Below are 22,843 nucleotides of genomic sequence, written 5' to 3'. Positions count from 1 at the left end.
CTGCTATAATCCCGCAAAATTTTTTAGACATTGAAGACTATGTATCAATTTAGCTTTTCATTCAGTGAGTTCTTGTCAACTTACTGGCAAAAACAGCCAACTGTCATCAAGGGTGGTTTGACCGATTTCGTTGACCCTATCAGCCCGGATGAGCTGGCAGGACTGGCCATGGAAGCTGAGGTCGACTCGCGCTATGTCGCTCGTCAGGGTGAACAGTGGCAAGTTGAACAAGGCCCGCTGACATTCGAAAATCTTCCGGAAGATCACTGGTCTTTCATGGTGCAGGCCGCCAATCACTGGCATACCGGGGCTGCCCGTCTGGTGAAACCATTCCGTCAGATGCCGGGCTGGCTGTTTGATGATCTGATGATCAGCTATTCCACTCCCGGCGGCGGTGTCGGACCGCACTTTGATCAGTACGATGTCTTCATCATTCAGGGCAGCGGCAAGCGGCGCTGGCGCGTCGGTCCGAAAAAAGACAATTATGAAGAGTGCTTCCGTCATCCGAGTCTTCGCCAGATTACTGGCTTTGATCCTATCATTGATGAAGTTCTGGAAGCCGGTGACATCCTGTATATCCCGGCAGGTTTCCCGCATGATGGCTATGCGCTGGAAAATGCGATGAGTTATTCCATGGGGTTCCGCTCACCGAAAAAACAGGAACTTCTGAGCAGCTTTGCAGACTTTGTGATTGAAAATGAGATGGGCGATGAGCACTACCACAACCCGGATCTGCCTGCTCGCGAAAACGATGGTGAAGTCCCAGTTGCCGAAGCGGAAGATCTGATCAGCATGATGCGAAGCTTGATGGATGATCCTGAAGCCATGCAACAATGGCTGGGCGAATACCTGAGCCTGAGCCGCCATGAGATGGATATCATCTCTGCAGACCCTTTGTGGACACCAAGCGAATTGGCGGATCTGCTGCTGCAGGGAGAGACTCTGTTCAAGATTGGCGGATTACGTGCTTTCTACCATCAGGGCAAGCCCGGCACAGTGTACGTTGACGGCGAGAGCTATCACCTGCCATCGGGCTGTGAAGCAGCCGCGGACTGGCTCTGCAATCAGGATAGTTTTTCCGTCGCAGACATGGGTCCGCTGATTGAACATCAGACGCTGCTTCCCCTGCTGACTAAGTTCGTCAATATGGGCTACTGGCATCCGGCCGAATAAGCCCGCTAAAAATTAAAAAAGCCCGCAATGCGGGCTTTTCAGTTCATCAGCACAGAATGTTACACTCTGAACTGCCCGGCCAGCTCTTGCTGTTTATGGGACAAGGTTGTCAGGCGCTGACCAATGGTTGCCGAATGCTCGGCCTGGCCGAGAATCGTCTCGCTGAGTTCACGGATGTTCGACACATTCCTGTTCACTTCACCCGCGACCGCCCGCTGCTCGTCGGCAGCATGCATGATTTGCTCATTCATCGACTGAATTGCACGGACCGATTCCGTGATCCGCTCCAGACTGCTGACCGCTTCTCTGACCTGCTGCGCCGTGTCACCCGCCAGCTGATTGCCCTCTTCAATGGCTTTCACCACTTCACGGGTTCCTTGCTGCAATACTTCGATCACGTTGCGGATCTGCCCGACAGAATCCTGTGTCCGGCTGGCAAGCTGGCGCACTTCATCGGCCACCACAGCAAAACCACGGCCTTGCTCACCGGCACGGGCAGCTTCAATGGCAGCATTCAGTGCCAGCAAGTTTGTCTGCTCCGAAATCCCGGCGATCACCTGAAGGATTTCATCAATATCTTCGCTGCTACTTTCAAGCTCACGCGCAACTGGCACAGCCGTTTCCATCCGTGCAACAAGGTGATTCATTGAATCGGCAGAGGCATAAATCACCCCCTGCCCTTCAACCGCTGCCGCATCGGCATCACGCGCAGCAACAACCGCAGTTTCTGTATGACTGACCACCTGTTGTGCAGTCTGCGCCATTTCTTCTGAAGCTGTCGCAACCATATCCACTTCTTTAAACTGGGCCTGACTGCCGTCCCGGGTATGGCTCGCTACCTGTGCCGCTTCATTGGCAGTTGTGCCAACCTGATCAACTGCGATAATCACCTGCGAAATCGTGTGCTGAAGTTTATCCAGAAAACGGTTGAACCAGGTTGCCAACTCACCCAGTTCATCCTGCTGATCAACCTGCAAACGCTGAGTTAAATCCCCTTCACCCGACGCAATGTCTTTCAGACGCTCTGCAACCTGACGAATCGGAGCAACCAGTTTCGCGGCCGCAAACCACAGCATCAGTAAACCTGCCGCGGCAATCACGAAACTCACCAGCAACTGAACCACAGAAGATTCATCTCGTTGCTTCTGAATAGCGTGATCCAGAGCTGTGGCTTCTGCCAGAACATTTTCCGCCGGCAATTGAATCACAACGCCCCAGGTCGTCTGACCAAGTTCCACCGGATTGTAAGCCGTCAGAGACGTTTGGTCCTGACTCCAGCCGACACGCTGCTGACCAGCCTTCAACCACGCCGGAATCGCATCCGGCAAGCCATCACTGCTCTGAAGCAGACTGCCCACGCGGCTCTCAGCCTGATCCCAAGCAACCACTGTTCCGTTCTGGCTGATCAGGGAAACCTGCCCGCTGCCATGAAACAGATTCCCGTCGACAACATTAATGACTTGCTGGAGCGAATCCAGCTTGATATCAATCCCCATTACACCAAGGGCTTTACCGTTGACGATCAGCGGAATCGTGATAGAGCTCAGCAATACCTGCTCGCCGTTATCCGTTGAAAACTTCGGATCCTGTATGCAGGATTGAGCCCCTTTCAGACTGCAGGTGTACCAGTGATTCGTGCCGTTATTCGTAATTTCTTCTTCACTGATAATTCGCTGTTCCGCCTCACCGCTCTCACCGCGGTACCAATACGGCGCAAAACGGCCGGTTGAATTTGCCCCGACATAGGCAGCGTCGACATAATTGCCGTCTTCGCCGTCCAGCGCATCCGGTTCAAAAACAACAAAGGCCCCGTGAATGTTCGAAAAGCCATTCACGGAACGTCTTAATAATTCGGTCACAGAGCCTCGTAACTCTGAGCTGTTAGTGTAATTTTCTTCTGCGTTATATTTCAGAAACAGAACACTCTGAGCCAGCATCTCCGCCCGGTAAGACGCTTCGTCAAAAAACTGCTGAATAGAAATAGCCTGTCTTTCCGCCTGAGCTTTCACCAGTGCCTGCGACTGGCTTCTGAGTGAACTGAAAGACTGCTGGCTGACTAACTGCTGGCTTTGTCCCGAAAAATAAAAAGATAAACTTGTAAGTACTGCTGCTGTTGCCAGTAAGGCAAACCCTGCCATGAGGGTAATTTTCCACTGAACAGAGAGCGACCGCATAAAACCATCCTTGTAAGTAATATCAGTCAAAAATGTATCTACTGGTGATAACTACATCAATAAATTGTTAACAGAACACTTGAAAGTTTGAGGTTTATTCAGTGTTTCGCATGGTGCGAACAAAAAAAGCGCGGGTTTTACGCCGCGCTTAAAGCCTGTCACAGGCTTAAATCAGTGCACATTCAGACAAGACACCGCATGTACGTCATTCCCTTCTAATTGAGGTTTTTTCTGAGCACATGTATCGGTTGCCTGAGGGCAACGGGTTCTGAACACACAGCCTGACGGCGGATTCATTGGTGAAGGCAAATCACCTTCCAGTAGCTGGATCGTCTTACTCCGCTCCAGTTCAGGATCTGGAATTGGTACCGCTGACATCAGTGCTTTGGTATACGGGTGCTTCGGTTCAGCAAACAAGGCTTCTCCTTCACCAATTTCCACTGCATTCCCCAGATACATCACCATCACACGGTCTGAAATGTGCTTCACAACAGACAGGTCGTGTGCAATGAAAATCAGGCTAAGGCCCATCTCTTTCTGCAGTGATTTCAGCAGGTTAACGACCTGTGCCTGGATGGACACATCCAGGGCCGAAACCGGTTCATCACAAATGATCAGTTTCGGTTTCAGGATCAGTGCACGGGCAATCCCGATGCGCTGACACTGGCCGCCAGAAAATTCATGTGGATAGCGGTTGATCACATTCGGCAGCAAACCAACCTTTTTCATCATTTCTTTGACACGGGCTTTGACTTCATCAACCGTCAGCTCCGGGTAAAAGGTTTTCAGCGGCTCAGCAATGATGTCACCCACCGTCATCCGTGGATTCAATGATGCCAGCGGATCCTGGAAAATCATCTGAATCTCTTTACGCTTTTCACGCAACGTATTATGTTCCAGCTTCGTCAGATCCTGACCAAGCCAAACCACGTTGCCTTCTGTCGCTTCAACCAGGCCAATCACAGCACGGGCAAAAGTAGACTTACCACAGCCAGACTCACCGACGACACCCAGTGTCTCACCTTCATACAGGCGAATCCCGACACCGTCGACAGCTTTCAGTTTCATCGGCTTTGTCCAGGGCCATGCAGACTTCGGCGTAATGTTAAAGTGAACCTTCAGATCTTGAATATCGAGTAAAACTTTCTTCTCTGCTTGCATTACCAAGTCCCCACATCAGAAAAACATGCACGTAAACGACCTTCAGCAAACGGCTGCAAAGAAGGTGCTTCCTGTGAACACAGGCTGGTTGCCCGATGGCAACGCTCCTGATATGGGCAGCCGACCGGCAGACGCAGCAAGTTTGGCGGGTTACCCGGAATCGTTGGTAATTCTTCACCTTCGGTATCCAGACGAGGGATCGCTTTCAGCAACCCTTCTGTATACGGGTGAGCTGGCTGGTAGAAAATCTCATTGATTTTGCCGTACTCCATCGTACGGCCAGCATACATGACCAGAACTTTGTCACAGCTGCCGGCAACGACACCCAGATCGTGGGTAATCATGATAATTGCAGTGTTAAAGTCTGATTTCAGTTCGTTCAGCAGATCCATAATCTGTGCCTGAACAGTCACGTCCAGAGCTGTGGTCGGCTCATCCGCAATCAGCAACTTCGGACGGCACAGCAGCGCCATTGCAATCATCACACGCTGACGCATACCGCCTGAAAACTCATGCGGGTACATAGTAATACGCTTGCGGGCTTCCGGAATTTTCACCGCATCCAGCATACGCACACTTTCTTCAAAAGCTTCCGCTTTCCCCATCCCTTTATGAAGCATCAGGACTTCCATCAGCTGATCGCTGACTTTCATATACGGGTTCAGTGAGGTCATCGGATCCTGGAAGATCATCGCAATTTGTTCGGCACGAATTCTGTTCAGCTCACGCTCAGACAAATTCAGAATTTCGCGACCTTCAAACTTGGCACTGCCGCTGATCTTACCGTTTTTGGCCAACAGGCCCATAATGGCAAATACTGTCTGGCTTTTACCAGAACCAGATTCACCCACGATACCCAAAGTTTCACCCTGTTTCAGAGAAAAATTCAGATCGTTTACTGCGGTGACAATCCCATCTTGCGTGGTAAATTCGACGCGCAGATCTTTGACTTCTAATAGGCTCATATCTTGCTTCCTTTTCCTGCCGCCATTCAGTCCTGTATTTGCAGGGAGACTGAACAGCGGCAATCAATATTGCTTCGTTTTTATCTGTCTTTTGGATCCAGTGCGTCACGCAGACCGTCACCAACATAGTTAAAGCAGAACAGGGTCAGGACCATAAACGCGGCCGGGAACATCAATTGCCAGATGGCAATTTCCATTGTCTGCGCACCTTCTTGCAGCAGTGCACCCCAGCTGGTCATTGGCTCCTGAACACCCAAACCAAGGAAGCTCAGGAAAGATTCTGTCAATATCATTTGTGGAACAAGTAATGTTGAGTACACCGCAACAATACCCAAAACGTTCGGAACGATATGACGGGTAATAATGTTCCAGCGGCTGACACCACAGACATGAGCCGCTTCGATAAACTCTTTGCTTCGCAGAGAAAGCGTCTGACCGCGGACGATACGCGCCATATCCAGCCAGGAAATCGCACCAATCGCCACGAAAATCAGCATGATATTCCGGCCAAAGAAGGTCACCAGTACAATCACGAAGAACATAAACGGAATCGAATACAGAATTTCCAGAATACGCATCATGATACGGTCTGTACGGCCACCAATAAAGCCAGAGGTCGCGCCATACAACGTTCCGATAACCACGGCAACCAGCGCACCCAGTACACCAACCAGCAACGAGATACGGCCACCAATCAACGTTCGGGTATAAAGGTCACGTCCCAGACTATCAGTACCGAATAAATGGCCTTCTTCACCAAAACTTGGGGCTGCATGCAGCGCGTACCAGTCTGTATCATCAAATGCATACTGGCTGAACATTGGACCCAGAATCACCGCCAGTGTGATCAGGGACAGGATAAACAGGCTGACCATTGCCGCTTTATTTCGTGTAAAACGGGTACGGGCGTCCTGCCACAAACTACGGCCTTCAATTTCCAGCTGTTCTGAAAACTTCTCAACCGCTTGCACGTTTTCTTTTTTAGTTAACATCATCGGTCAGTTTCCTTAGTAGCGGATTTTCGGATCGATATACGCCAGAACAATATCCACAATGGCGTTAAACAGAATGGTCAGGGTACCGATCAGAATAGTCACCCCAAGCACCAGTGAATAATCACGGTTAAAGGCGGCATTCACGAACAGCTTTCCAATACCTGGCAGACCGAAGATGGTTTCAATGACAACGGAACCTGTGATGATACCGACAAAGGCAGGGCCCATATAAGAGACCACTGGCAGCAAGGCTGGCTTCAGGGCATGTTTGACAATGATGTATGGGTAACTCAGTCCTTTTGCACGGGCTGTACGGATAAAGTTACTATTCAGCGTTTCAATCATGCTTCCCCGTGTAATACGGGCAAAAGTAGCAACATACAGCAGCGCCATACCAAACATCGGCAGCAGCATGAACTCAATCGAGCCCCCCTGCCAGCCACCTGCAGGCAGCCATTGCATGTTAATTGCGAAGATATAGATAAGAACCGGAGCCAGAATAAACGATGGCATCACCACACCGGCCATTGCGGTCGACATGATCAGATAATCTACCCAGGTATTTTGCTTCAGTGCCGCGATGGTCCCGACGGATACACCCATCACCATCGCAAAAATAAAGGCAAAGAAACCGATTTTAGCCGAAACAGGTAAAGCGTCCTGAATCAGTTCATTCACCGTAAAGTCTTTATATTTGAAAGACGGACCAAAATCGCCATGAAGAATATTTCCAAGGTAGGTGGTGTACTGCTCAAAAACAGGCTTATCCAGGCCATATTTCGCTTCAATGTTTGCCATCACTTCTGGTGGAAGCGGGCGTTCACTTGAGAACGGATTACCCGGCGCGAAGCGCATCAGGAAAAATGAGATTGTGATCAATACCAACAACGTTGGGATCGCCTCAAAAATCCGTTTTGCAACAAACTTAATCATAATTGTTACCGACTAATAGCTGTGACAGAAATGCTGCATCTCCCCCTTCTCAGAAGGAGATGCAGTTGGTCTTATTTTTTTGGTTAGTACGAGCGCTTAATTCGCTTTAATGTACAGATCTTTCGAGAAGATCTTCTCTTCCGCATTCTTATATGGGAAGCCGCCAACTTTCTGGCTTAACAAGCGAGGCTTAACGTATTGATAGATAGGTGCAATTGGCATATCTTTCGCCAGCTGCTTTTCTGCTTCTACGTACAGCGCTTCACGCTCTTCATCAGAAGTAGACTTCAGAGCCTGAGCCATGATCTTGTCATATGCTTCGCTCTTATAACGCGGATCGTTTGAAGAGTTGTTGCTCTGCATCAGCGACAGGAAGCTGGACGCTTCATTGTAGTCGCCACACCAGCCGGCACGAGTGACTTCAAAGTTACCCTGGCGTCGGTTATCCAGGTAAGTTTTCCACTCTTGGTTCTCCAGCACAACCGTTACACCCAGACTCTTTTTCCACATCGAAGCGATCGCTACAGCAGTCTTCTTATGGTTTTCATTGGTGTTGTACAGCAGAGTGAATTTCAGAGGATGGCTGCTGTCGAAACCTGCTTCTTTCAGCAGTTCTTTCGCTTTTGCAACACGCTCTTTCTGAGTCATCTTCGCGTAGTCAGGCTGAACAGGATCGAATCCAGCAGTGATTTCCGGAGTCAGGAAATAAGCAGGTTTCTGGCCTTGGCCTAACAGTGCTTTGGTGATGATGTCACGGTCAATTGCATAAGTCAGTGCTTTACGAACACGAACATCATTGAATGGTGCTTTTTCGTTATTAAAGCCGTAGTAGTAAGAACACAGGTTACCCGTAATGGTCATTTCTTTCGGGTACTCTTTCTCCAGACGACGGAAATGCTCGTTCGGTACTTCGTACGTGAAGTCGATTTCACCAGCCAGGAAACGGTTCATCTCAGCAACCTGGTTTTCAATCGGCAGGAAGGTCACTTTGTTGATAACTGTGTGCTCGTTATCCCAGTAGTTCTTATTGCGAACCAGTTCGATACGCTCATTCACGACCCACTTGTCCAGAACAAAAGCGCCGTTACCGACAAAGTTGCCTGGCTTGGTCCAGTCATCACCATATTTTTCAACCACTTTCTGGTTGACTGGTTTCACGGTCGTGTGGCCCATCATTTTCACGAAGTAAGGAACTGCTTCCTGCAATTCGATTCGCAGCGTGTAATCATCGTCCGCAAAGACGCCCAGTGTGTCTTTATCTTTCTTCCCGGCGATGATGTCAGCGGCATTCTTCATGGTCGTCATTTCCAGATACCATGAATATGGAGAAGCGGTGGCAGGGTCTACAACACGCTTGAAGCTATACACGAAATCGTGTGCAGTCACAGGATCGCCGTTCGACCATTTTGCGTTTTTACGAAGGTGGAAAATAAATGTGCGGTTATCTTTGGTTTCCCAGCTCTTTGCAACACCTGGAACGGTTTTTCCGTCAGCATCCTGGTTGACCAGACCTTCCAGCAAATCACGAATGACATGGGATTCAGGCACACCTTCTGTTTTGTGAGGGTCAATCGAAGCAACTTCGGTACCATTACCACGTACCAGTTCTTGCTTATCGGCCAGTTTCACACCAGCAGGAACATGTGCAGCCACTGCAGAAAAAGAAGCGGCTGCAACACTAACGCCTGCACTCAGTAATAGTGCCTGAGTAATTTTGTTCTTAAACATGCATTATCTCCAATACATTATTTCATTGCGTCCATGGCTTTCTAAGGTCAGGTTAATGATAACCGTTATCATGCATTGTTATTCCAATTATCAATGATGATTTAACCGAAGAATTGATTGGCAACTTTAACAGTAACTAACAATATTTGCCATAAAATCATCACAAAAACAGAGATCACACCTCATAAAAACGATTAGCACAGATAAAAAATCTGAGCAAAAATAGACAAACAGAGCATTTACCCACAATATCTGGTCCAAACAGTTGATGCAGCTAAACATCCTGATAACATTAATAAAAATACACTCAAATCACATATTAATTCATTTTTGCGCTATTTTTATCCGTGGGAACATTATTGTTTGAATGCATTCAACGAGAAAGATAGGAAAGGTTGATCAATGCCCACAAAAAAAGCGCCAAAACTGACGCTTTTTGATATGAAATGACAATTATTTTCGATCAGTTTCAATGGAAAAATGTCTGTCGTCATCTCGCGGCTGCGATCGTCTTCCTTCACGCAACGTGCCGTGTGGTTCACTCATTGCATCGCCCGACGAATCACGGATTCCAATCTCTTCAAGTAATTGCTTCACTCTTTTATTCGAAACGCGTCTGTGCTTCATAACTCCTCCCAGAAAAACAGAAGATCTATGAATCAATGACTGCATCATGACACCCGTTTACAGCACATGACCATTGAGGACATTTCTGTCTGCATTGTCCGTGCAATCATCACTGTGACAGGTCGCCACAGATAATTAACTATGGCACAACATTTCCTGCTCTGCTGAACGCTGTTTCTAAGAACAAAAATATATAAAAAAAACGCTGTTAGATTTTGTTTTCACATTAGCATTTCAACGCAATTTTCATGTATCTCAGCCGGATGTTTAGCGCTAATATCTGCGCTATTGGCAAGGTTATTCAACCAGCAGCATTTGTACACGATGCCAATACAACCTGTTCCTGAAATTTCCGTTAGTGATTGAGAGCGAAACTATGAGACCAGCGGGTGGCGCTTCGCGTCCCAGCCCTTCACGAGTCCGTCATGGCTACATGCCACCAGCCCGGAAAGTGAAAGAAGAAAGCACAAAATAAGGTCAGTTGACGTCAGTGACTCTTATGGTAAGAAATAGCCCCATTACGGGGCTATTTTTTGTTCTTGCAATTTTATGTCCTGAAAACACAAACCCGGCGCCAGGGCACCGGGTTCAAAGGCAGTAGTCTTTGCAAGTTACAAACTGCTTTTAGCGATTGTGATTACCAGTAAACACGGTAACCGACTGCGAAGGAGCTTTCGCTGTCCACTAGACCACGAACAACCGTAACGTCAGAGCTGTTATTCTTATAACCGATTGTTGCGCCGTCTGCATAACCGTATTCAGCATACACACGAGACCAGCTGTTCAGGTGATAAACACCGCCCAGGTAGATAACAGTGTAATCGTCAGACAGGCTTTGAGTATCATTTTTCGCATCAAAGTTAGTAAATTCATAGCCACCGTAGACACTTGCATTACTTGCAACACTATATGTGGCTGCCAGCATAAATGCGTCTACGTCAACGGTACGCTTGGTGCTGGTATTCTTTTGCTCAAATGAACCATAGTTATAGGTGAAACCAACTGTAGCAGGACCAAACGTACCTTCAACAGTACCTTCGAAATAAGTGTTTTCGATGTCTGCAGTAATGTCAGTCTTGCTTGTAACTGTTGTGAAACCATCATTAACGCCGTCTTTATTGCTATCGACAGGCACATTTGATGTTGTTTCATTTTCACCTACGGAGAAAGATTTATCGCGGTTGTAACCACCGCCTAAGTGCAAGTTGAAGTTGCCGATGCTTGTACCAACAAACAACTCAGCGAGCTCTTGGTTTGTATCATCTTCAGACAGGCCAAAAGTAGAGTTTACCCAGAAGCTTTTACCGTCAAACTTATACTTGATAGAAGAATCGTGGCGACCGCCTGACAGTTTCTCAGAAGTCTGACCAATACCAGTACCACCAAAGAAGTAAGAGTAATCAGCACCCCAAACATCATCAGCAGAAATCCACTGACGACCAAAAGTGAAGGTACCGGCCTGAGTCGCTAAACCAGCAAAATGCAAACGGTTCGCCAGATCGTAAGAACCTTCTTTGTAGCCCACGCCAAATTCAACTTTACCAACAACATCAACAGAGTCGTTAATCGCATATTTAGCGTCAACACCAGCACGTGAAGAACCAGCATTCAAAGTGACATCTTTATTTTCGTATTTTTCAACTTGAGTACGCAGTTGGCCGTAAAAATCAACAAATTTTCCTTCTTCGTTGACAAGTTCATAAGCATTCGCTGCGTTGGCAATCAGTAAGGTAGGAATTGCTACTGCTAAAAGTGTCTTTTTCATTTTACATTCCTGTAACGATTTTATGTTATTCGGCCCCATCCAAGGACGACAAAAACTTAACAGGCACTGAATGAGCACGCAATAGAACATTTCAACAATAAGGTTACAAAATAGTATAAAAATCCATCAAAACCGAAAGTGTGATCATGAACCATGTGGAATATTTAGTTATTTTTGGTGAATTATTATTTACTTGTTATGGATTTCATTAAATTCATTCTCACTTTTTATTCACAAAAAGAAACAACACAATAATGCGATATGGTTATAATAAATGAAAAATACCACTTAAAAAGATATAAACTTTTTTTGGAACTTTCTGGGTCACCGGACTAACTCACACAATAAAAAAGTGTCGGTTTTCACACTTCCTGATGTTAAAACTATGTTTGCTTTTGTTTGGTGAGCATAAATTCGCAGGTAAAATGGCGGGATGGTTAAATCTGCTGTTTATGCACAGATGGGGAAATCATATGCAAAAATGATTGAAATAAAAACCCAACAAGAGAACTAAAACAGAGGTGAAGTTATGCAGATTAAATAGAGTGTAGTTTTAATATCTGGATCAATGTCAAAATAAGGTGTTTTCCCCCATCATTTAAAAATCAGAGAGGAAAACACGACCGTAACATTCCCGCAACAACGAACAGCTACCAACGCTCCCGAGCCTGCTGGTCACTCTCCCTTGCATCGACCCAGCTTGACTTACCTTCCCGCACTTCTTTCTTCCAGAAAGGCGCCTCTGTTTTCAGATAATCCATGATAAATTCGCAAGCCTGGAAAGCTGCCCCGCGATGAGCACTGGATACGCCGACAAAGACAATCTGATCGCCTGAAGTTAAATGGCCGATTCTGTGGATGACAGTCACCTTGAACAACGGCCAGCGAGATTTCGCCTGCTCGATAATGGATGCCAGTGACTTTTCCGTCATCCCGGGATAATGCTCCAGCGTCAGGCTAGTGACTGACTCACCTAAATTCATGTCTCGGACCTGGCCGGTGAAAGTGACGATCGCACCGGCCTGAGAGTTTTGTGCCAATAATTGACATTCGATTCCGACATCAAAATCTTCAGGCTGTACGCGGACAACATCTGTCAATACTGTATGATCTGACATGGGTTAACCTCCGGTTACCGGCGGAAAGAATGCAACTTCATCACCGTCTTTTAACAGGGTGTCTGTAGAACAGATCGTTTGATTGACCGCCGTTAACAGCTTTGTGCTATCAAGCGCGATTGCCCATTTATCTCCGCGTAATGACAAGTGCTGGCGAACTGCTTCGGCATCAGAGAACTCATTCGGCAGCTCAAGCTTATCTTCCCCCACCAACTCACGCACCTGAGCAAAAAATAAAACAGTGATCATTGTTCTGCTCCCTGAGTCTGTTGCCCGATACGGAAGTATCCCGACTTACCGCCGCTTTTTTCAAGCAATCTTACCGGTCCGATCACCATATCTTTCTGGACTGCTTTACACATGTCATAAATTGTCAGTGCAGCTACAGACGCCGCTGTTAACGCTTCCATTTCAACACCGGTTTTACCTGCCAGCTTACAGGTAGACAAAATCCGGACCTGATTACTGTCTGGTAAAGCTTCCAGTTGCACTTCAACTTTCGACAACAGCAGCGGGTGACAAAGCGGAATTAAATCCCAGGTTTTCTTGGCAGCCTGGATCCCCGCAATTCTCGCCGTCGCAAAGACATCCCCTTTGTGATGCTGGCCAGACAAAATGAGCGCCAGCGTTGTTTCAGACATTGAGACAAACGCTTCCGCTTTTGCTTCACGAACCGTTTCCACTTTGCCGGATACATCCACCATATTGGCTTCGCCCGACGCATTAATATGAGTCAGTTCAGTCATTTACTTCTCTTCTATTCAAATTTTCAGGAAATTTCTTCATCCACCAATTGAGGCTAAATGCGGCGTCATCCCGGTATTACCTTCCAGCAGATAGTGGCTGACCGATTTGTCTGTCAGGCCACCACGAATGCGTGTTATTAACGCCTCATGCTGATTATCTTCTGCGAGCAGATCGCGGAGTTCAACGCCATGCTCACCAAACAGACATAAATGTAATTTTCCACGTGCGGAGACACGCAAGCGATTACAGGTCGTACAGAAACCTTTTTCATAAGGCATGATCAGACCAATTTCGCCTAAGTAATCGGGATGGTAAAAAACCTGAGCAGGTCCATCGTTCAGACCTCTCGGCCGGAGGAGCCAGCCATTGGCTATCAGCGTATTTCGGATACTGACGCCGGATACATGGCAGCGCTGAAACAGATCATCCATTTCTCCGGTCTGCATCAGTTCGATAAATCTGAGCTGGATTGGGCGATCTTTAATCCAGGCAAGAAACTGCGGTAGCTGCTCCGCATTCATGCCTTTCAGCAGCACAGTGTTCACTTTTATCTGTGCAAAACCGGCATCAAAGGCGGCATCAATGCCGGCCATAACGGTATGGAACAGATTCTCACCGGTAATCAGATGGAACTGACGCGGATCCAGACTGTCAACACTGACATTGATTTGCGTCAGGCCGGCTTGTCGCCATTCATGAACATGCTTTGCCATCCGGTATCCATTGGTGGTGGTTGCCACCTTCTCGATACCGGGCTGAGAAGCAACTGTATGGATGATGTCTGTGAAATCACGTCTCAGGCTGGGTTCTCCCCCAGTGAGCCTGACCTTGGTTGTCCCGCAGTCAGCAAATGCCTTGGTCACTCGACGGATTTCATCCAAAGTCAGGAATGAAGGTTTCTTTCCTTGCTCAGGATGGTACCCGTCCGGCAGACAATAGGTGCATCTGAAATTACAGACGTCAGTAATGGATAAGCGCAAATAGTAGAACTTGCGCTGGAAGCTATCTTCAAATTGTTGAGCCACGGAACACCTTTCCAAATACGGGAGGCGAGCCCATTTCTGAACTTGCCCTGAGTGAAGCAGCGTACAGCTGCTCACTGGCGACAACCTCATATCACGGATGACTTAGAGGGGGCCGCTCGGAGTTATGATGGCAGTTATGCGTATATGTCAGAATATTTTACAAAGAACTGTCACACTCTTTACAGAAAACACACAACAGCGTTGTAAATTCACACTACCAGAAATTAGCTCTGATTGACAAATAATTGAGAATTACCTTTTTAAGTCTACCCCTAGCTCAAGGATGCGACAATACTACTAAGGAGTAATCTTGTTGACCGGTACGAGTCAAGGGGGAAGTTATGTCAGACATCGTTGAATCCGCGACTGTTGAAGACATTGCATTGTACTTACAAAGGGAAGAAGGCATAGATGCAAAGCTTGCCCGTACGCAAGCCAGACAGGTCATCGATAGTTTCATTGATATGCGTTCTAAAGGGCTCATCAAAGGCTGGTACTTTGACGAGCAGAATCACCTTGAGCTGCTGCCCAGTGATGCGGCGATGAAAATCATCGCCAATCAGAAATAGTTCTGAGATTGCACGCGAACATCTTGCTGAGGACGCAATTTGCAGATTGATTTTGCAGAATGCAAAGCGATTTGCATGTCAGAACAATGACATTTCTGTGACTGTCCTGCTGTGGGGTCGAAAATCCGGCATCTAAATTGCAGTGTTTATATGAAGCAACGTCGATAAGACAAAAAGTCCAATGAAAATGACAAATTGGAGCCGACTATGAGTGACATGATCCCACTGATATTTCAACAACGCCATATCCTGCCTGGCGGTCGGATCCCGGTACGAATCCCACCTGGCAGCCAGATGGAAACATTTAAAGTTGCCCTGGCATCAGAAAATGGGTTTGGTATCTGCATGTTTGACGAAGATGAACATGGCCAGCACTTTTGTTATATCGGCACGCATGTCACTGTTGAAGATTTTGACATCTCCAGTGAAGATGGTGCCCTGATCGCGACTTTATACGGACATAACAATTTCAGAATCAAATCGCTGAACCAAGCTGATAACGGCGTTTTTTACGCAGAGCCTGAAGACATTCCTCAGTGGCCGGATATGACGCTCAATAAAGATCAGCAGCAACTGGCAGACAAACTGAAAACCATGTTCAAGAATCATCCTGAGCTGGATAAATTGCATCAAACGAAGTATCTCAACAATTTAAGCTGGTTATGCCAGCGCTGGCTGGAGTTGCTGCCAATGCCGGCTTTCCAGAAACAGGCATTACTCACATCGCCTGATTGCCTGGACACTTATGATTATCTGCAAAGCATTATGCAACAAAACCATTAAGTAATTCCGGCGGCTCAGTCATGACAGAGCGCATGACTCGCCGCCAAACTTCCCTGCTTGTCACCCAATTCATCCAAAGCCCTTTCCTCACTGTCCAGCCTTGAGTACACTGTTCCGGACCCCTTGATTACCTAAGAGCATGATTCATAATGGCCAGCCAATCCATCTATTCCAGTCATAAAGTTGTCGCGATCGGTGGCGGTCACGGACTGGGTCGCATCCTGTCTTCCCTCTCCGCTTTCGGTTCGAACGTCACCGGTATTGTGACCACAACAGATAATGGCGGATCGACCGGTCGTATTCGTGCCTCAATGGGGGGAATAGCCTGGGGCGATACTAGAAATTGTATCAATCAGCTGATCACTGAGCCTTCAATTGGTTCAATGCTCTTTGAATACAGGTTCCGAGGTGATGGCGAGCTCAACGGCCATAATCTGGGAAATCTGATCCTGACAGCACTCGATAATTTATGTATTCGCCCGCTGGAGGCAATCAACCTGATCCGGGAAATGCTGCACGTCGAAACTCACATTCTGCCGATGTCTGAGCACCCGACGGATCTGGCAGCCTGGTTACCGGATGGCAGTATTATCAGTGGGGAAACCAGTATTGATGAATTACAGCAAGTGCCGAAACGTCTGCTGATTGAGCCTTCTGTGCCAGCAACAAAAGAAGCCCTGTCGGCGATCAAACAAGCCGACCTGATCCTGCTGGGTCCAGGCAGTTTTCTGACCAGTGTGATGCCGCCGCTCTTACTGAGCGATCTCGCCCACGAACTGAAAGTCTGCAAAGCGCCGGTTTATTTCATCACCAATTTAGACAAAGAAAATGGCCCGGCGGGAAACATGTCGATGGAAACCATGATTCACTGGTGTGAAAGGGCAATGGGTGGAAGGAAGATCGATGGATTATTGTCCGATAAGCACAGACCAGAACTTTCCGCTGAATATGACCAGGTGGTTGGGGAGTTTGCCTCCCGCAACCACGAATGGCGTCATGACAGACAGATGCTAAAAAATGCGGTTGAAAGCCTCCTGATCCGAAGCTAGATGACGATATTGCTCAGCCATATCGCCCACTAACTTCTGCAGCTCAGGTAAGTGTTCACTCACCCAGTTTTCTTGCCCCTGTTTGACACGTGATTCACACTCCTGGGCCATTTGCGCCAGGTCATCAGCTCCGAAACTGGCAGCGCTGCTTTTAATCGCATGGCTGATCTCTCTGATTTGCATCACGCTGGGCTGTTCAGCCAGTTGCTGTAAGTACTGCTCTAACTCACCGCTGAATACTTCAAGCAAGAGTGCAACAGTTTCCTGACCAACTTCTTCAGCCAGTTTCTTCAGTGTTGCTTGATTAATCATGGCAGTCATTTAATCGCTCTCCCTTTGACTACTCTCGGCCTCTTGCCAAGCCTGTAACTTTCGATAAATCGTAGAGGGACTGACTTCCAGTAATCCTGCTGCCCTCGGAATATTCCCGTCACAGGCAGCAATTGCATGCTGAATCGTCCGCTTCTCTACTTGCCACAAAGGCTCTATCTGGCCAGGAGTCACCGCTGACGGTGTACCCATATGTTGATGCACCGCCCCGGCTTCTGATACAGAAGAGGTGGGCTCTCTTTTCAATGATGCAATTTCGGCGCCAGAATCAGAGGATACCGATGGCGGGAGCATTTGTGTGAGTACTTCTTCACCATCATTGAGTACAACGATATTACGGATCACGTTCTGCAGCTCTCGAACATTACCCGGCCAGGCGTGCTGACGGAAGCGTTCAAGTACCTCGGGAGAGAACCGGCAGAACCGTTTACTTTCCTCCACTGAAATATGTCCCAGCAAAGCATGAGCAATTTCAATGACATCGTCACCACGTTCACGTAGAGGCGGTAAACTGATCGGAATCACATGCAGACGATAATACAGGTCCTCCCGAAAACGCCCCTGCTTCACTTCTTCCCAGGGATTCCGGTTCGTTGCACAGACAAAACGGACATCCACCGAATTGGTCACCGAGGATCCGACCTTTTGATACGTACCCGTTTGAATGAACCGTAGCAATTTGCTTTGCAAATCAAGATCCATTTCGCAAAGCTCATCAAGAAAAAGTGTTCCCTTGTTCGCTAGTTCGACAGCTCCCTGCCTTTCAGTCAATGCGCCGGTGAAAGCCCCCTTTACATGACCAAAGAGTTCACTCTCAATCAGTTCTTTTGGAATTGCCGCACAGTTCAGAGCGACAAAAGGCATGTTCGAACGCGGACTTGCTGCATGAACCGCCTCAGCACACACTTCTTTCCCTGTACCACTTTCACCGGTGATAAACACGGTCGCCCGGCTGGAAGCGGCCGACTCAATCACACGATAAACCGCCTGCATCGGTAAGCTGGTTCCGATAAACCCTTGATATTGCGCACCTTGCGTAAGGTTTGTGCGTGTTTTGCTGTCGTCTTTGTCACGCTTCAGCGCATTGTTCACCGTAATACGTAACCGGTCAGCTTCACAGGGTTTGATCAGGAAATCTTTTGCGCCAAAACGCATCGCTTCCACCGCAACATCAATGGAGCCATGTGCCGTCATGATCACGACAGGCAGTTCAGGATGATTACCGCGGACATCTTCAAGCACTTCCATGCCGGTCATATCCGGTAAACGCAAATCCAGCAGAATTAAATCAGGTACCGAAGCTTTCATCGCCTTCAGCGCATCCGCCCCTGTCCCGACGATATTTACATTCAGCCCGAGAGGATTGAGGTAGGATTTATATAAGGCCGCGACAGACGCTGTGTCTTCGACCATTAATACCTGCCGCACTTTCTGCTTGCTATCCATTCATCCTCCGATGCAGACAATATTGATGTAATTGTAATCAATAGAAAAATAGTGACCTGCAAATTTTCCCTGTCCCTTGCAGTTTACTATTTCGCATTGCAAATCGGTTTGCAAAATGCAAAACAACATATTCAGTATAACTTTTTTGTGCGAGGAATGTGGGGAAAAATGCCAAATCACGTCTTTTTGCTCAGGCAAAAAAGTTGGCACACTTAGTGCATCTATAAATACGACTCTGATAGAGTCAACCTAGCCAACTGACGTTGTTTGTGGAATATTTTCACTTAAACAATGATGCCAACCGAACATATTTGCGGTTGGCTTTTTTTTACCTGAAATTTGGCAAGAGACAGCGGAGGCACAATGTTGCTGCCTCCGGATCACAACCATCAGTTTAGCTGTTCGCGATAAACTGTTCCCGCAGTGCATGAATCTGATCCCGCAGCTGAGCTGCTTTTTCAAATTCCAGATTCTGCGCCATATCGTACATCTGGGCTTCCAGTTTCTGGATTTCAACTTCCAGCTCCTGTGGAGACATCACACTGTAGCTGCCCTTACGTTCAGCAACTTTATGTAATTGCTCCGCTTTACTGGCGCGTCGGGTACGTCCCTGGCCCAACTCCATAATATCAGCAACCTGCTTGTTCAGTGCCTGCGGTGTAATCCCACGCTCCAGATTGTATGCATGTTGTTTTTCACGACGGCGTTCAGTCTCGCCAATGGCCCGCTGCATGGAGCCCGTCATGCGGTCAGCATAAAGAATCGCTTTCCCGGATAAGTTTCGCGCTGCACGACCAATCGTCTGGATCAATGAGCGCTCTGAACGCAGGAAGCCTTCTTTATCTGCATCCAGAATCGCAACCAGAGACACTTCCGGCATATCCAGACCTTCCCGGAGCAGGTTGATCCCCACCAGCACATCAAATTCACCCAGTCGCAAATCGCGAATGATCTCAACACGTTCGACTGTATCAATGTCAGAGTGCAGATAACGCACCCGCACCCCATGCTCATCCAGATATTCGGTTAAGTCTTCCGCCATGCGCTTGGTCAGCGTTGTGACCAGGACCCGCTCATTCTTCGCTTCCCGGATCCGGATTTCAGACAACAGATCATCGACCTGGGTTGCAACAGGACGAACCTCAATTTCCGGATCCAGCAAGCCCGTCGGACGCACCACCTGCTCTGCAATATCCCCTTCGGATTTTTCCAGTTCATAATTGCCTGGCGTTGCCGAAACATAAATGGTTTGTGGGGCCAGAGACTCAAACTCTTCAAATTTCAGCGGCCGGTTATCCAGAGCCGAAGGCAGGCGGAACCCGTATTCCACCAGATTTTCCTTCCGGGAGCGGTCACCGCGGAACATCGCACCAATCTGCGAAACCGTCACGTGAGATTCATCAATAATCAGCAGGCCATCCGGCGGCAGGTAATCAAACAGCGTCGGAGGCGGCTCTCCTTCGGCCCGGCCACTCAGGTAACGGGAATAGTTTTCGATCCCCGAGCAATACCCCAGCTCGTGCATCATCTCCAGGTCAAACTGAGTACGCTGCGTGATCCGCTGCTCTTCAATCAGCTTATTATTCTCAATCAACTGTTTCCGGCGAATTTCCAGATCGGTTTTGATATGCTCGACCGCTTCCAGGATCCGTTCACGCGGTGTAACGTAGTGCGTTTTCGGATAGATGGTTGCGCGCGGTAAGTCTTTCTGGATCACCGCACCTGTCAGCGGGTCAAAACTGCTGATACAGTCCACTTCATCATCAAAGAGCTCAATCCGTATCGCATCGTTTTCAGACTCCGCAGGAAAAATATCGATGACCTCGCCTCGTACCCTGAAGGTACCGCGCTCAAATGCCAAATCATTCCGGGTGTATTGCAGTTCTGCCAGACGACGCAGAATATCCCTTTGGTCCAGTACATCACCGCGACGCACATGCAGCATCATCTTAAGATATGAATCCGGATCACCCAGACCATAAATGGCAGAAACAGAAGCAATAATCACCACATCCCTGCGTTCCATCAGCGCTTTGGTTGCAGAAAGACGCATCTGTTCAATATGCGCATTCACGGAAGCATCTTTCTCGATAAAAGTATCGGTTGAGGGCACGTAGGCTTCAGGCTGGTAGTAATCGTAGTAAGACACAAAGTATTCCACGGCATTATTCGGGAAGAACTCCTTCATCTCACCGTAGAGCTGTGCTGCCAGCGTTTTATTGGGTGCAAGAATCAGTGTAGGACGATTCGCGGAAGCGATCACATTCGCCATGGTAAAGGTTTTACCAGACCCGGTCACACCAAGCAGGGTCTGGTGAGCGAGACCCGAATCCAGGCCTTCCAGTAACTGATGTATAGCCGTGGGCTGATCTCCCGCAGGGGCAAAAGCGGCAGCCAGATTGAACGCTTTACTCATGACAAATTCCAGAAAAGGTACAGAAAAGATTCTGTTCCCATTGTGCTGCCGCCGTCATGGTTGTCAACCAAGAAAGAAAAAATCAGTAGTTGACCCGACCTTATTATCGGCGTAGTATCACGCACCTCAATACGCTTCTCTTTGATGTCTCTGGCGTCAAAAAAATGTGATTAACACATCTGATCCCCTGCATCGGCATTCCCTCTGGGAATACAACTTCATCCACAGCATATCCTCAGTCTGTATTTTTTAATGCACAAGCCCAACTTGCTGATCTCTGCGTCTAGAGCATCTACTCAAACCAACCCTCGCCATATTTTTGACGATCGCCTTACGCCTATGAAACAGTGCATTAGCACCAAAGCATGATATCGATTACAAAGTAACAACTCAGAATGAAATTTAATCAAAAATGGATTTTCCCGAACTCAATCAACATACTTATCCACAGTTTCCGTGGATAAGTGAGCCAACCCCTTGTGTCCTCTGCTTTAACAAAGATCAAGTGCTTTTTTCTCACAAGAACTAAATCGATTTTTCACCCAAATCTGACTCAAATTTTGCTGAAAAATACAGCAACCTTGAAAAACCCCTGCGCTGAGGAGTTGTTATAGCCATCACAAAGGCAGATAATGGTCGGATTACTGGCAAGCATTAAAAAAGATGGTATGACGGAATACCTGCTCCTTCTGATCGGCACTGTTTTAGTCAACAACTTTGTTCTGGTCAAATTTCTTGGACTGTGCCCTTTCATGGGCGTCTCAAAAAAACTGGAAACTGCAATTGGCATGGGACTGGCAACGACCTTTGTGCTGACCCTGGCCTCTGTCTGCGCGTATCTGGTTGAAGCCTATATCCTTCAGCCGCTGGGGATTCAGTACCTGCGAACCTTAAGCTTCATTCTGGTCATCGCGGTTGTCGTCCAGTTCACAGAGATGGTTGTGCACAAAACCAGTCCGACGCTGTATCGCCTGTTGGGGATTTTTCTCCCGCTCATCACAACAAACTGTGCGGTGCTTGGCGTCGCGTTGCTCAACATCAACGAACGCCATAACTTCATTGAGTCTGTCGTATACGGTTTCGGTGCCGCGGTCGGTTTCTCTCTGGTTCTGGTGCTCTTTGCGGCGATGCGTGAACGGATTGCTGCAGCGGATGTTCCCTCACCATTCAAAGGCGCATCCATTGCGATGATCACGGCTGGTTTGATGTCGCTTGCCTTTATGGGCTTTACCGGATTAGTGAAACTGTAGTTATGAGTGGAATTTTAATTGCCATTATCGCTATCGCAATTCTGGCAGCGATCTTCGGACTGATTCTGGGTTTTGCAGCGATTCGTTTCAAAGTCGAAGCGGATCCGATTGTGGAACAAATTGATGCGATTTTACCGCAGACACAATGCGGTCAGTGCGGATACCCCGGTTGCCGACCTTATGCCGAAGCCATAGCCAACGGTGATGAGATCAATAAATGCCCGCCGGGTGGCCAGGCAACTATTGAAAAACTGGCCGACCTGATGGGTGTTGAAGTTAAAGACTCAGCCCATGATGCGGAAAAAAGCATCAAAAAAGTCGCGTTCATTCACGAAGATATGTGTATTGGCTGTACCAAGTGTATTCAGGCCTGTCCGGTCGATGCGATTGCCGGTGCAACGAAAGCACTGCATACCGTGATTAAAGAAGAATGTACTGGCTGCGATCTCTGTGTGGCCCCTTGCCCGACAGATTGTATTGAGATGATCCCTGTCGAGTCGACGCCTGAAAGCTGGCGCTGGAATCTGGACCAAATCCCTGTGGTCAACCTTCCTGCCACTGAGCACCACGGCCATAAGGTAGAATAACC

The 22,843-nt window shown here is 47.9% G+C and carries 20 protein-coding genes and 1 riboswitch; of the genes, 6 read left to right on the top strand and 14 right to left on the bottom strand.

All coding sequences use genetic code 11. The features are described from left to right. The first annotated feature begins 39 nt into the window (after nt 1-39). Nucleotides 40-1,173, top strand: coding sequence for a ribosomal protein uL16 3-hydroxylase (locus tag ACYP03_RS16875; protein WP_459781183.1), 1,134 nt, complete (start codon nt 40-42; stop codon nt 1,171-1,173). A gap of 59 nt (nt 1,174-1,232) precedes the next feature. Here the strand turns inward: ACYP03_RS16875 and ACYP03_RS16870 are convergent, their stop codons facing one another. The 11 genes from ACYP03_RS16870 to moaA form a co-directional block, all read right to left on the bottom strand. Continuing rightward, on the bottom strand, nt 1,233-3,347 hold the full coding sequence (locus ACYP03_RS16870; RefSeq protein ID WP_459781181.1) for a methyl-accepting chemotaxis protein: 2,115 nt from the start codon (nt 3,345-3,347) through the stop codon (nt 1,233-1,235). Nucleotides 3,348-3,518: 171 nt separating this feature from the next. After that, nucleotides 3,519-4,508: a murein tripeptide/oligopeptide ABC transporter ATP binding protein OppF gene (oppF, locus tag ACYP03_RS16865; RefSeq protein ID WP_459781178.1), complete on the bottom strand. Its 990-nt coding sequence runs from the start codon at nt 4,506-4,508 to the stop codon at nt 3,519-3,521. Next, complete coding sequence (gene oppD, locus ACYP03_RS16860; RefSeq protein ID WP_248141008.1) at nt 4,508-5,473, bottom strand: ABC transporter ATP-binding protein; 966 nt, start codon at nt 5,471-5,473, stop codon at nt 4,508-4,510. Before oppD ends, oppF begins: the two co-directional genes overlap by 1 nt. Nucleotides 5,474-5,553: 80 nt before the next feature. Further along, nucleotides 5,554-6,465: an oligopeptide ABC transporter permease OppC gene (oppC, locus tag ACYP03_RS16855; protein WP_248141695.1), complete on the bottom strand. Its 912-nt coding sequence runs from the start codon at nt 6,463-6,465 to the stop codon at nt 5,554-5,556. A 15-nt stretch (nt 6,466-6,480) separates the two neighbouring features. Further along, entirely contained in the window at nt 6,481-7,401 is a 921-nt protein-coding gene (oppB, locus tag ACYP03_RS16850; RefSeq protein ID WP_248141009.1) for an oligopeptide ABC transporter permease OppB, read from the bottom strand. Between the two features lie 96 nt (nt 7,402-7,497). Next, nucleotides 7,498-9,129: an ABC transporter substrate-binding protein gene (locus tag ACYP03_RS16845; protein ID WP_459781175.1), complete on the bottom strand. Its 1,632-nt coding sequence runs from the start codon at nt 9,127-9,129 to the stop codon at nt 7,498-7,500. Between the two features lie 1,264 nt (nt 9,130-10,393). After that, nucleotides 10,394-11,521: a porin gene (locus tag ACYP03_RS16840; protein WP_330959106.1), complete on the bottom strand. Its 1,128-nt coding sequence runs from the start codon at nt 11,519-11,521 to the stop codon at nt 10,394-10,396. 650 nt (nt 11,522-12,171) lie between these two features. Next, nucleotides 12,172-12,639, bottom strand: coding sequence for a molybdopterin synthase catalytic subunit MoaE (moaE, locus tag ACYP03_RS16835; RefSeq protein WP_459781172.1), 468 nt, complete (start codon nt 12,637-12,639; stop codon nt 12,172-12,174). Between the two features lie 3 nt (nt 12,640-12,642). Next, the gene (gene moaD / locus ACYP03_RS16830; protein WP_248141012.1) at nt 12,643-12,888 is read right to left on the bottom strand and encodes a molybdopterin synthase sulfur carrier subunit; all 246 of its coding nucleotides are present in this window, start codon (nt 12,886-12,888) and stop codon (nt 12,643-12,645) included. After that, nucleotides 12,885-13,385, bottom strand: coding sequence for a cyclic pyranopterin monophosphate synthase MoaC (moaC, locus tag ACYP03_RS16825; protein WP_330959105.1), 501 nt, complete (start codon nt 13,383-13,385; stop codon nt 12,885-12,887). The genes moaD and moaC overlap by 4 nt, the downstream gene beginning before the upstream one ends. Before the next feature lie 36 nt (nt 13,386-13,421). Continuing rightward, the gene (gene moaA, locus ACYP03_RS16820; RefSeq protein WP_459781170.1) at nt 13,422-14,411 is read right to left on the bottom strand and encodes a GTP 3',8-cyclase MoaA; all 990 of its coding nucleotides are present in this window, start codon (nt 14,409-14,411) and stop codon (nt 13,422-13,424) included. Beyond that, nucleotides 14,400-14,545: riboswitch (molybdenum cofactor riboswitch) on the bottom strand. Its footprint overlaps the gene before it by 12 nt. 207 nt (nt 14,546-14,752) lie before the next feature. On the opposite strand from moaA, the gene ACYP03_RS16815 reads away from it, so the two are divergent. From ACYP03_RS16815 to yvcK, 3 genes are all read left to right on the top strand, one after another. Beyond that, nucleotides 14,753-14,980: a hypothetical protein gene (locus ACYP03_RS16815; RefSeq protein WP_248141017.1), complete on the top strand. Its 228-nt coding sequence runs from the start codon at nt 14,753-14,755 to the stop codon at nt 14,978-14,980. Nucleotides 14,981-15,187: 207 nt separating this feature from the next. Continuing rightward, complete coding sequence (locus ACYP03_RS16810) at nt 15,188-15,763, top strand: LON peptidase substrate-binding domain-containing protein (protein ID WP_248141018.1); 576 nt, start codon at nt 15,188-15,190, stop codon at nt 15,761-15,763. A gap of 149 nt (nt 15,764-15,912) precedes the next feature. Next, a complete protein-coding gene (gene yvcK, locus ACYP03_RS16805) occupies nt 15,913-16,812 on the top strand; it encodes a uridine diphosphate-N-acetylglucosamine-binding protein YvcK (RefSeq protein WP_459781167.1) in 900 nt (299 codons plus the stop codon). On the opposite strand, the gene ACYP03_RS16800 is transcribed toward yvcK, so the two are convergent. From ACYP03_RS16800 to uvrB, 3 genes are all read right to left on the bottom strand, one after another. Beyond that, the gene (locus tag ACYP03_RS16800) at nt 16,774-17,133 is read right to left on the bottom strand and encodes an Hpt domain-containing protein (protein WP_248141020.1); all 360 of its coding nucleotides are present in this window, start codon (nt 17,131-17,133) and stop codon (nt 16,774-16,776) included. The genes yvcK and ACYP03_RS16800 overlap by 39 nt on opposite strands. Further along, nucleotides 17,134-18,588 (bottom strand): quorum-sensing sigma-54 dependent transcriptional regulator LuxO, encoded by a 1,455-nt coding sequence (gene luxO, locus ACYP03_RS16795; RefSeq protein ID WP_459781165.1) that lies wholly within the window; start codon nt 18,586-18,588, stop codon nt 17,134-17,136. A 394-nt stretch (nt 18,589-18,982) separates the two neighbouring features. Beyond that, nucleotides 18,983-21,004, bottom strand: a complete 2,022-nt coding sequence (gene uvrB, locus ACYP03_RS16790; RefSeq protein WP_248141022.1) for an excinuclease ABC subunit UvrB — start codon at nt 21,002-21,004, stop codon at nt 18,983-18,985. 668 nt (nt 21,005-21,672) lie between these two features. On the opposite strand from uvrB, the gene rsxA reads away from it, so the two are divergent. Continuing rightward, nucleotides 21,673-22,254: an electron transport complex subunit RsxA gene (gene rsxA, locus ACYP03_RS16785; protein ID WP_027252796.1), complete on the top strand. Its 582-nt coding sequence runs from the start codon at nt 21,673-21,675 to the stop codon at nt 22,252-22,254. Between the two features lie 2 nt (nt 22,255-22,256). Beyond that, complete coding sequence (rsxB, locus tag ACYP03_RS16780) at nt 22,257-22,841, top strand: electron transport complex subunit RsxB (RefSeq protein WP_248141023.1); 585 nt, start codon at nt 22,257-22,259, stop codon at nt 22,839-22,841. Nucleotides 22,842-22,843: the final 2 nt, after the last annotated feature.

Source organism: Photobacterium sp. R1 (assembly GCF_054600795.1).
The sequence above is the reverse complement of the archived record's forward strand: the minus strand, read 5'-3'. Positions and strand labels throughout refer to the sequence as shown.

What these genes read in the sequence shown, in the direction of transcription:
- ACYP03_RS16875 (WP_459781183.1), top strand. Translation starts at nt 40, where the DNA reads ATGTATCAATTTAGCTTTTCATTCAGTGAGTTCTTGTCAACTTACTGG.
- ACYP03_RS16870 (WP_459781181.1), bottom strand. Translation starts at nt 3,347, where the DNA reads ATGCGGTCGCTCTCTGTTCAGTGGAAAATTACCCTCATGGCAGGGTTT.
- oppF (WP_459781178.1), bottom strand. Translation starts at nt 4,508, where the DNA reads ATGCAAGCAGAGAAGAAAGTTTTACTCGATATTCAAGATCTGAAGGTT.
- oppD (WP_248141008.1), bottom strand. Translation starts at nt 5,473, where the DNA reads ATGAGCCTATTAGAAGTCAAAGATCTGCGCGTCGAATTTACCACGCAA.
- oppC (WP_248141695.1), bottom strand. Translation starts at nt 6,465, where the DNA reads ATGTTAACTAAAAAAGAAAACGTGCAAGCGGTTGAGAAGTTTTCAGAA.
- oppB (WP_248141009.1), bottom strand. Translation starts at nt 7,401, where the DNA reads ATGATTAAGTTTGTTGCAAAACGGATTTTTGAGGCGATCCCAACGTTG.
- ACYP03_RS16845 (WP_459781175.1), bottom strand. Translation starts at nt 9,129, where the DNA reads ATGTTTAAGAACAAAATTACTCAGGCACTATTACTGAGTGCAGGCGTT.
- ACYP03_RS16840 (WP_330959106.1), bottom strand. Translation starts at nt 11,521, where the DNA reads ATGAAAAAGACACTTTTAGCAGTAGCAATTCCTACCTTACTGATTGCC.
- moaE (WP_459781172.1), bottom strand. Translation starts at nt 12,639, where the DNA reads ATGTCAGATCATACAGTATTGACAGATGTTGTCCGCGTACAGCCTGAA.
- moaD (WP_248141012.1), bottom strand. Translation starts at nt 12,888, where the DNA reads ATGATCACTGTTTTATTTTTTGCTCAGGTGCGTGAGTTGGTGGGGGAA.
- moaC (WP_330959105.1), bottom strand. Translation starts at nt 13,385, where the DNA reads ATGACTGAACTGACTCATATTAATGCGTCGGGCGAAGCCAATATGGTG.
- ACYP03_RS16815 (WP_248141017.1), top strand. Translation starts at nt 14,753, where the DNA reads ATGTCAGACATCGTTGAATCCGCGACTGTTGAAGACATTGCATTGTAC.
- ACYP03_RS16810 (WP_248141018.1), top strand. Translation starts at nt 15,188, where the DNA reads ATGAGTGACATGATCCCACTGATATTTCAACAACGCCATATCCTGCCT.
- yvcK (WP_459781167.1), top strand. Translation starts at nt 15,913, where the DNA reads ATGGCCAGCCAATCCATCTATTCCAGTCATAAAGTTGTCGCGATCGGT.
- ACYP03_RS16800 (WP_248141020.1), bottom strand. Translation starts at nt 17,133, where the DNA reads ATGACTGCCATGATTAATCAAGCAACACTGAAGAAACTGGCTGAAGAA.
- luxO (WP_459781165.1), bottom strand. Translation starts at nt 18,588, where the DNA reads ATGGATAGCAAGCAGAAAGTGCGGCAGGTATTAATGGTCGAAGACACA.
- uvrB (WP_248141022.1), bottom strand. Translation starts at nt 21,004, where the DNA reads ATGAGTAAAGCGTTCAATCTGGCTGCCGCTTTTGCCCCTGCGGGAGAT.
- rsxA (WP_027252796.1), top strand. Translation starts at nt 21,673, where the DNA reads ATGACGGAATACCTGCTCCTTCTGATCGGCACTGTTTTAGTCAACAAC.
- rsxB (WP_248141023.1), top strand. Translation starts at nt 22,257, where the DNA reads ATGAGTGGAATTTTAATTGCCATTATCGCTATCGCAATTCTGGCAGCG.